The organism is Fuchsiella alkaliacetigena, from assembly GCF_023227765.1.
Classification (GTDB): domain Bacteria; phylum Bacillota; class Halanaerobiia; order Halobacteroidales; family Acetohalobiaceae; genus Fuchsiella; species Fuchsiella alkaliacetigena.
Window position 1 is genome coordinate 20,533 of sequence record NZ_JALKBZ010000034.1, and the last position, 7,615, is coordinate 28,147.

7 protein-coding genes are annotated in these 7,615 nt (G+C 37.4%); 6 read left to right on the forward strand and 1 reads right to left on the reverse strand.

Translation table 11 applies throughout. The annotated features are described in order from the left end of the window. The first annotated feature begins 10 nt into the window (after nt 1–10). The 6 genes from MWH30_RS09920 (at nt 11) to MWH30_RS09945 (ending at nt 6,979) form a co-directional block, all read left to right on the forward strand. The gene (locus MWH30_RS09920) at nt 11–700 is read left to right on the forward strand and encodes a FadR/GntR family transcriptional regulator (protein ID WP_248663922.1); all 690 of its coding nucleotides are present in this window, start codon (nt 11–13) and stop codon (nt 698–700) included. A gap of 201 nt (nt 701–901) precedes the next feature. Next, entirely contained in the window at nt 902–2,131 is a 1,230-nt protein-coding gene (locus tag MWH30_RS09925) for a benzoate/H(+) symporter BenE family transporter (RefSeq protein WP_248663923.1), read from the forward strand. Between the two features lie 312 nt (nt 2,132–2,443). After that, nucleotides 2,444–3,853, forward strand: a complete 1,410-nt coding sequence (locus tag MWH30_RS09930; protein WP_248663924.1) for a trimethylamine methyltransferase family protein — start codon at nt 2,444–2,446, stop codon at nt 3,851–3,853. A gap of 38 nt (nt 3,854–3,891) precedes the next feature. Beyond that, the gene (locus MWH30_RS09935; RefSeq protein WP_248663925.1) at nt 3,892–5,472 is read left to right on the forward strand and encodes a BCCT family transporter; all 1,581 of its coding nucleotides are present in this window, start codon (nt 3,892–3,894) and stop codon (nt 5,470–5,472) included. Between the two features lie 50 nt (nt 5,473–5,522). Then, nucleotides 5,523–6,155 (forward strand): cobalamin B12-binding domain-containing protein, encoded by a 633-nt coding sequence (locus MWH30_RS09940; RefSeq protein WP_248663926.1) that lies wholly within the window; start codon nt 5,523–5,525, stop codon nt 6,153–6,155. A 26-nt stretch (nt 6,156–6,181) separates the two neighbouring features. Continuing rightward, nucleotides 6,182–6,979: a methyltetrahydrofolate cobalamin methyltransferase gene (locus MWH30_RS09945; protein WP_248663927.1), complete on the forward strand. Its 798-nt coding sequence runs from the start codon at nt 6,182–6,184 to the stop codon at nt 6,977–6,979. A 265-nt stretch (nt 6,980–7,244) separates the two neighbouring features. Here MWH30_RS09945 and MWH30_RS09950 read toward each other — a convergent pair whose 3' ends face one another. Continuing rightward, nucleotides 7,245–7,445 (reverse strand): cold-shock protein, encoded by a 201-nt coding sequence (locus tag MWH30_RS09950; RefSeq protein ID WP_248663928.1) that lies wholly within the window; start codon nt 7,443–7,445, stop codon nt 7,245–7,247. Nucleotides 7,446–7,615: the final 170 nt, after the last annotated feature.

A 7,615-nucleotide genomic window follows, 5' to 3' on the forward strand; every position in this document is an offset into this window, starting at 1 on the left:
GGGATTAAACATGGATTTTAAACCTGTAATTAAATCTAGATTATATGAGGATGTAGTAAATCAGATTAAAGACTTAATTAGGTCTGGGAAGGTGAAGCCAGGTGATAAGTTTCCACCTGAGAGAAAGTTAGCTAAACAGTTAGGAGTTAGTCGAGGGACTTTGCGAGAGGCTTTTCGAGTATTAGAAGTTAGAGGAATAGTAGAAAGTAAAAGAGGAGGAGGGCGTTATTTAAAGGATTTTACAGGCCAAAATATCTATCAATCAGATGATAGTTTACTTGACTTGGAGAAAGATGCTATTTTAAAGATAGCTGAAGCAAGGAAGCTTATCGAAACGCAGATTGTTAAAAAGGCTGTTCAGGAAGCAACTGAAGAAGATATTGCTAGAATGGAGCAGATTTTAAAATTTATGCAGACAGCTACTAAAGAGGAGTATTTGGAGTCTAACTTCGATTTAGACTTTCACCTTGCTATTGCTAAGGCAACTCATAACTTTGCTTTGTATGATCTTTTGGAGGCTCAAATACAGCTTTTGATTGAGTTACAGCAGAAGTATATATTAAGTCATAGTTGGAGAAAGGAGCTTTGTAAAGATCATGAAAGCATTTTAGCTGCTATTATGGAAAGAGATGAGCAAGCAGCAGAAATGGAGATGGAAAAGCATATTGACCACCTTATTGAAAAGATTCAAAAATCATAGTAAATATCTAGCGATAAAAACTCCCTGAAAAAAGAAGGATTTTAGTGAAAAATGTCTAATATTAATAATAGATGGCTTTTGCAAAAGCTATAAAAAATTTTCTAATATTGGGTCACCCAATTATCCAATATCAGAAAATGCTTTTGCTTGCAATGAGAAAGATATAACATTCACTTAATAAAAAGGAGGAGGTAGTAGAGTATGAACTTTGAATCTGGTTTTGATGTTAAGTTAGGCTTAAAAAGTTTTTTTGCAGATGCTAATATTACTAATGTTAGCACAGGGTTAATTGGAGGATTTACTATTGGTTTAGTAGCAGTTCCTTTAGTAATCAGAGCTGGAGAGGCAGCAAACTTATCATCAGCAGTTATCAATTCTTGGCTATTTAGTGCTTATTTCTTTGGGGCAATAACCGGAATTATATTAGCTTTAGGGTATAAGATTCCAGTTTGTGGGGCTTGGTCGATTCCAGGAATTTTTGCGGTGACTCAGGTGATGAGTGGTTTTACGATGAATGAGGCTGTAGGTGCTTTTTTGGTTTCGGGGTTGATTATATTGCTTTTAGGACTTTCAGGTTTTATGAAGAAATTGGTATCCTTTATTCCAGATCCAATTATGATGGCTATGGTAGCTGGGGTGCTTTTTAATTGGGCTTTGGGAATACTTGGTGCTTTTGAAAATGCTCCCTTATTAGCTATAGCTGGTGTTATAGGTTATTTGGTTTCAATGAAGGTGCTCGATAGAATTCCACCGGTTTTAGGTACCTTTGTTTTTGGGGTGATTATGGCTGCGGCTTTGGGAGGATTAAATTTTTCAGAAGTTTCTTTAGGAGTAGTAAGACCAGTTTTTTTTAGACCGAGCTTTTCTGTGCAGTCTATTATTTCGATTAGCCTTCCTTTAGCAATATTAGTTATTGGGGCTGAAAATATGCAAGCTTATGGAGTGTTGAAGGCTGAAGAGTATCAGGGCCCGATTAATGCTATGACGGTGATCAGCGGTATTGGTGGACTTATTGCTCCTTGGAGTGGAGGACATAATGCTAATATAGCTGGGCCAATGACTGCTTTTTGTACTGATGAGATTGCGGGTCCTAAAGAAGGACGTTATGTAGCTGCTGTTTTTAATGGAATTGTATTTGCTTTGTTTGGCTTATTTGCGCCAGTGTCTATATCTATTATTAATTTATTACCAGTAGCGTTGATTGATTTATTAGTAGGTTTAGTTTTAATGGGGATTATTACTAGTGCTTTGCAGAAAAGCTTTGGTGAGGGGAAGTTTATTATGGGGGCTTTCTTTTCTTTTGTAATTGCTGTTTCCGATGTTACCTTATTAAGTATTGGTTCGGCTTTTTGGGCCCTAGTAATTGGAACGGTGGTCTCCTTGTTGATTGAAAAGGAGAGCTTTGATAAGATGTTGGGAGAAGCTGCTTGATAGTATGATTCAGAATATTAACAGTATAGATTTAATTTTAAATATTTTCATTTAAAAAAAGGATTATTGGGTGAAAATGTCGAATAAATAAAATAAGAGATGATTAAATCCAAATATTGAGATTAATTTAGGCCTATGAAGATAGGTTAAATTTTATAAACAAATTGGATGACCCAATTATCCAATATAGAGTTAAATAGCTTCAATACTAAGCTTTAGGAGGTGGTTATTTTCTTTGGAGCTGGGTAGTCTTTGTGTACTGTAGGCCTCCGATTTGATAGTCCAAAAACTAATTAAAGGAGTGAAGATAAGATGAGACCATCATTAAGCTTTTTTTCTGAGGAAGAGATTCAGCAGGTTCATAATTTAGCACTGGAGATTCTGGAGTCAACTGGGATTAGAATGCCTTCTCAAGAAGCACAGGATATTTTTAAAGAGCATGGAGCAGAAGTTGAAGGGGATATTGTTAAGATTTCTTGTGAATTACTCGACAAGGCTTTGGAGAGTGTACCTAAAAGAGATGAATTGATATTATACGGACGAGAAGAGGAGTACGATATAAACTTAAGTGAGGATGCTCCAGTATTAGCAGGGATGGTACAGGCTACGCAGATTCTTGATTTAGATGATCGCCAAAAGAGAGCAGCTACTAATGAAGATGTAGCTAAATTGATGCGGATGATGAATAAGCTAGAAAATATCTCTATTAATAGTCCTTTGGCTACTCCACAAGATATACCTGAGGATAGAATTGATTGGTATACTTGGGCTACAAGTATTAAAAACTCCAAGAAGCATATTACCGGACCAGCAGCTAATGCTCAGTGTGTCAAGGATGCTGTAGAAATGGCTTCAATAGCAGTTGGAGGTAAGGATAAGTTCTTAGAACGACCCTTCTTTTCTATTTGGGTCTTAACTCAACCACCATTGCATATTGAGACGGAGACTTTGAGTGCCCTTATGGAAGCTAGTCGCTTTAATATTCCGGCGGTTACCAGCTCGGGCCCGATTATTGGTGTTTCTTCACCAGTTACTATTGCTGGAACTACTGCTCAAGCTCATGCAGAAATTCTTTCTTGCTTAGTGTTATCACAGTTAGTTAATCCAGGAGCTCCGATTATCTATACCAGTTTTGCTCGAATTATGGATATGAAGGTTACTAATATCTCTATGGCTAGCCCTGAATTTGCAATAATGAAAGTCTGTATGGCTCAGTTAGGTCATCTGTTGGACTTACCAACTCGCATGCCTTCCATGTTAAGAGATGCTAAGATACTCGATGCTCAGGCAGGCTTTGAAACTGGAATGTGTGGAGTTTTAGGTGCTTTGGAGTCTGATATTATAGATGGAATTCAGCTGGATATGGATATAGTGATAGACTATGCAGATCCTATTTTCTGTAATGAAGCTATGGGCCAGGTTAGAAGAGTAGCTCGCGGGGTAAAGGTAGACGAAAATACCTTAGCTAAAGACTTAATTAAAGAGGTTGGACATGGTGGAGACTTTATGCAGACTTTGCATACGGCTCAGAACTTTAAAGATGAGCTTTGGGATGCTGATCTTACAGAGCGGCGCATGTGGGAGTACTGGGAAGAAGATGGTGCTTTGGACTTAGAAGAGAGGGCTATAGCTAGAGCCCGTGAGTTTATAAAAGAAGATAATGGCTTTGATTTAGATAAAGACTTAGCAGCAAAGATAGATGAGATAGCTAAGAAAGATTAAGCTAGCTTTTATTTTAAAATAAAATGGGGGTGCTAAGCATGAATAATCAATTAGATGATCAGCAAAAAGGGTTAGATTGGTGGGTTTTTGGAATTAGTGGAGGATTTTTTGTACTATTTGTTATTGCTTCTTTTCTTAACCTTGACTTTGTTTCCAGAGCTGTAGATGCTTCTTTTAACTGGAGTGCTAAATGGTTTGGAGCTTATTGGCAGGTTTTTGTACTCTTAACCTTTATAATTGCGATAGTATTAGCACTTAGTAAATATGGAAGCGTGCGTCTTGGAGGAGACAAGCCAGAAATTAAAACCTTTAAGTGGATAGCTATGATCATGACTGCTTTATTAGCCGGAGGTGGTGTTTTCTGGTCGGCTGCAGAACCAATGTACCATTTTTTGGAGCTTCCGCCGCTCTTTTCACAAATGGGTATAGAGTCTGCTACTGAAGCAGCAGTGGGCCCGGCCTTTTCTTACGCTTTCCTACATTGGGGATTTTTAGCCTGGGCTGTTTTAGGAACATTAGCTACAATTGTATTAATGGATGGAGTATACGATAAAGACTTACCACTACAACCGCGTTCTTTACTACATCCAGTGGTAGGTAAAGAGGGAGTATTTAGTCCCTTAGGTTCTTTTGCAGATATAACTTCGATTATTGCAGTTGCTGCGGGAACTATTGGGCCTATTGGCTTTTTAGGTTTGCAGCTTAGTTATGCCCTAGAAACACTATTTGGGATTCCAGATGTATTTGCAACTCAGTTGATAGTAGTGATTGTCTTTGTGATCTTTTATACTATAACAGCTGTGGCAGGCTTAGAAGAAGGAATACAGAGGCTAGCTGACTTCAGTGCTAAGTTTGCTCTTTTCTGTGGTTTCTTATTAATAGTAGTTGGCCCGGGTAGATTTATCATTAATAACTTTTTAGATGGTTATGGAGTTTATATTGACAACTTCTTTCAGCTTAGTCTTTATAGAGGTGATTCTGGTTGGCTAGCCTGGTGGACTGCCTTTTTCTGGGCTTGGTTTATTGGTTATGCTCCAATGATGGCTATATTTGTTTCCCGTATTTCAAAGGGGAGGACTATTAAAGAGATCATTTTAGCTGTAGCTATTATTTCGCCAATAGTAACTAACTTTTGGTTTGGAATAGTAGGCGGAACAGGGATCTTTTATGAATTAAAGAATCCTGGTTCTATATCTGAACCTTTGTACTCTTCAGGAATGGCAGCAGCCTTATTGGATATAATGGGTCAAGTGCCTCTATCTATGTTCTTCTTACTGGCTTTCTTGTTGTTAATAGTCTGCTTTTTAGCTACTACCGGAAACTCAATGGCTTATACAATGTCTATGGTGGTTACTGGAGAGCAAGAGCCACCAGCTTGGATGCGTGCTTTTTGGGCTATTGCCATGGGTGCTGTAGCTGCTATTCTGATGAGAATAGGCGGAGTAGAGGCTTTACAAAACTTAATTGTTGCTACCGCTGTACCAGTTTCAATTTTATTACTACCAACTTTATGGGCAGCACCTAAAATAGCAGCAGAGGCATATGCAAAACAGAATAATGAGAAAGTAGAATCAGAGGAAGAGACAGAGTTAGCAGAGGAAGTAAGTTCTGAAGTATAAAGATTTTTCAGACTTAAGATACTTCAAATCCAAAATAGGGGGTTATAATAATGAGTAAATTAGAAAAAGTTACTGAGGCGGTAATTGCTGGTGAAGTAGAACAAGTAGCTGACTTGACTCAAGAAGCAGTAGATGCTGGAGAAGAGCCTAGTAAGATTATTAAAGAAGGTTTGATTGCGGGAATGGATATAGTAGGAACTAGATTTAAAGCCAATGAAATGTTTGTACCAGAAGTATTAATAGCTGCTAAGACTATGCATGCTGGGATGGAGGTTGTAAAGCCATTATTGACTGAAGGTGAAAGCTCTTCTACGGGTACTGTATTAATAGGAACTGTAGAAGGTGACTTGCACGATATTGGTAAAAACTTAGTAATTATGATGCTCGAGGGAGCTGGATTTGAAGTAATAGATGTAGGAATTGATGTTCCAGCAAAAGAATTTATAGAAGCGATTAAAGAACACAAACCGGATATATTAGGACTATCTGCTTTGTTAACTACTACTATGCCGGCTATGGAAGAAGCTGTTGCTGCTGTAGAAGAAGCTGGTCTTAAAGATCAAGTTAAGATTATGGTAGGAGGAGCTCCAGTTAGCAAAGAGTTTGCTGAAGAAATAGGAGCAGATGGCTATGCTCCTGATGGTAGTACGGCCGCTGATTTAGCAAAAGAGTTTATTGCCTAAATAAATTCTAAGGGGTGAGATGAAAAATGATCATTATTGGTGAATTAATAAATACCAGTAGAGATGAGGTAGAACCAGCAGTTAAAGAAAGAGATAAAGACTTTATTCAGAAGCTTGCTAAAAAGCAAGAAGAAGCAGGAGCAGACTTCATTGACGTTAACTGTGGAACTTTGATCAAAGAAGAAATAGAGGCTATGGAGTGGTTAGTAAAGACAGTGCAGGAAGTAGTAGAAGTACCACTTTGTATAGATAGTCCTGATCCTGCGGCTTTGAGGCGGGGGCTTGAAATTCACGAAGGAAAGGCTTTAGTTAATTCCATTACTGCCGAAGAAGAGCGTTATCAAGAGACTTTACCTTTAATTAAGGAGTATGATGCTTCTATAGTAGCTTTAGCAATGGATGATGGAGGAATGCCTCAGGATGCTGAAGATAGAATCAGAGTTGCTACTCAGCTAATTGAAGATTTAAGTGCTGATGGGGTGCCTAAAGAGGATATCTATGTTGACCCGATTATCCAACCAATTGGTACCGATGAAAAGATGGGAATTCAGATTTTAAATAGTATTGATGAAATTACAACGAAATATCCTGAGGTACATATTACCTGCGGTTTAAGTAATATCTCGCATGGACTGCCGGCAAGGTCACTATTGAATCAGACCTTTGTTTTATTAGCAATGAGCAGAGGGATGGATAGTGCTATTATGGATCCTCTAGATGAGAGAATTATGGCTTTAATTACGGCTGCTGAAACTATTTTAGGTAATGACCAGTACTGTGCTAATTATATTAAAGCAGCTAAAAGTGGAATATTGGATGTTTAACTAAAAGAGGGGAATTCCCCTCTTTTAGTTATTTATTATCAAATATGATATCTAAACTTCAATTATTGACTGCCAAATACCAGTGACTACAATGATGATTATAGCTACTGGAATAAAGTACTTCATTAGTACTCCAAAGAAATTGCCGATAGTTATATGGATTAATTGGGGAAGATTATCTTTATAGAAAAGTAAAAAGGAGCCTCACTTAGTGAGACTCCTTCTTAAGAAATAATCTATATTAATACTCTCGTATAATAAACGATTATAACTTAACTACGTTTTCAGCTTGCAGGCCTTTATCGCCTTCGACTACATCAAATTCTACTTCTTGATCTTCTTCTAAGCTTTTGAAGCCGTCTCCTGTAATAGCTGAATAGTGTACAAATACATCATCTTCTCCTTCAATCGTGATAAAACCATAACCCTTCTTTGCATCAAACCACTTAACTGTTCCTGTTTTCATAAAAATTAATTCCTCCTATTTTGTCTGGCTCATTTAGCCAACATATTTATATTATCATGATATATATAGGTTGTCAAGGTTTAATACGTTATTTTCAGGGCAATCGCAAGAAAGAACTCTAAAATAGATTTAATTTCTTCCCTTTAAGATGCTATAATTAAAAGCAAAAA